The 249-nt window shown below is 66.3% G+C and carries 1 protein-coding gene; it reads right to left on the bottom strand.

What is annotated here, in order from left to right; genetic code table 11:
- Positions 1–201: hypothetical protein (locus NLU14_RS22615; protein ID WP_275710839.1), on the bottom strand; the 201-nt coding region annotated here is incomplete at its 3' end.
- Positions 202–249: the final 48 nt, after the last annotated feature.

Below are 249 nucleotides of genomic sequence, written 5' to 3' on the forward strand. Positions count from 1 at the left end.
ATAGGCGCTGTTTTCCGCGAGCAACGCCGCCTGGCGCATGCTAAGGCCCAGCCGCGCTCGCGGGCCCGTGAGCGGCAGCAGCAGGGCGATCGGGCGCTTGTCCTTCTTCTCCGCTGCGAACACATGCGAGGGAAGCACGACCGATGCCGCGGACGCGACCAGGCCTGATTGCAGCGACTTCAGCAGGGTCCGTCGATCCATTGCCGACTCTGGGAGAGGGAAGCGGGGCACGGCGGTCTATTATCCTCT

This window comes from Marinobacter iranensis (assembly GCF_029207565.1).
In the GTDB taxonomy this organism is placed as follows: domain Bacteria; phylum Pseudomonadota; class Gammaproteobacteria; order Pseudomonadales; family Oleiphilaceae; genus Marinobacter; species Marinobacter iranensis.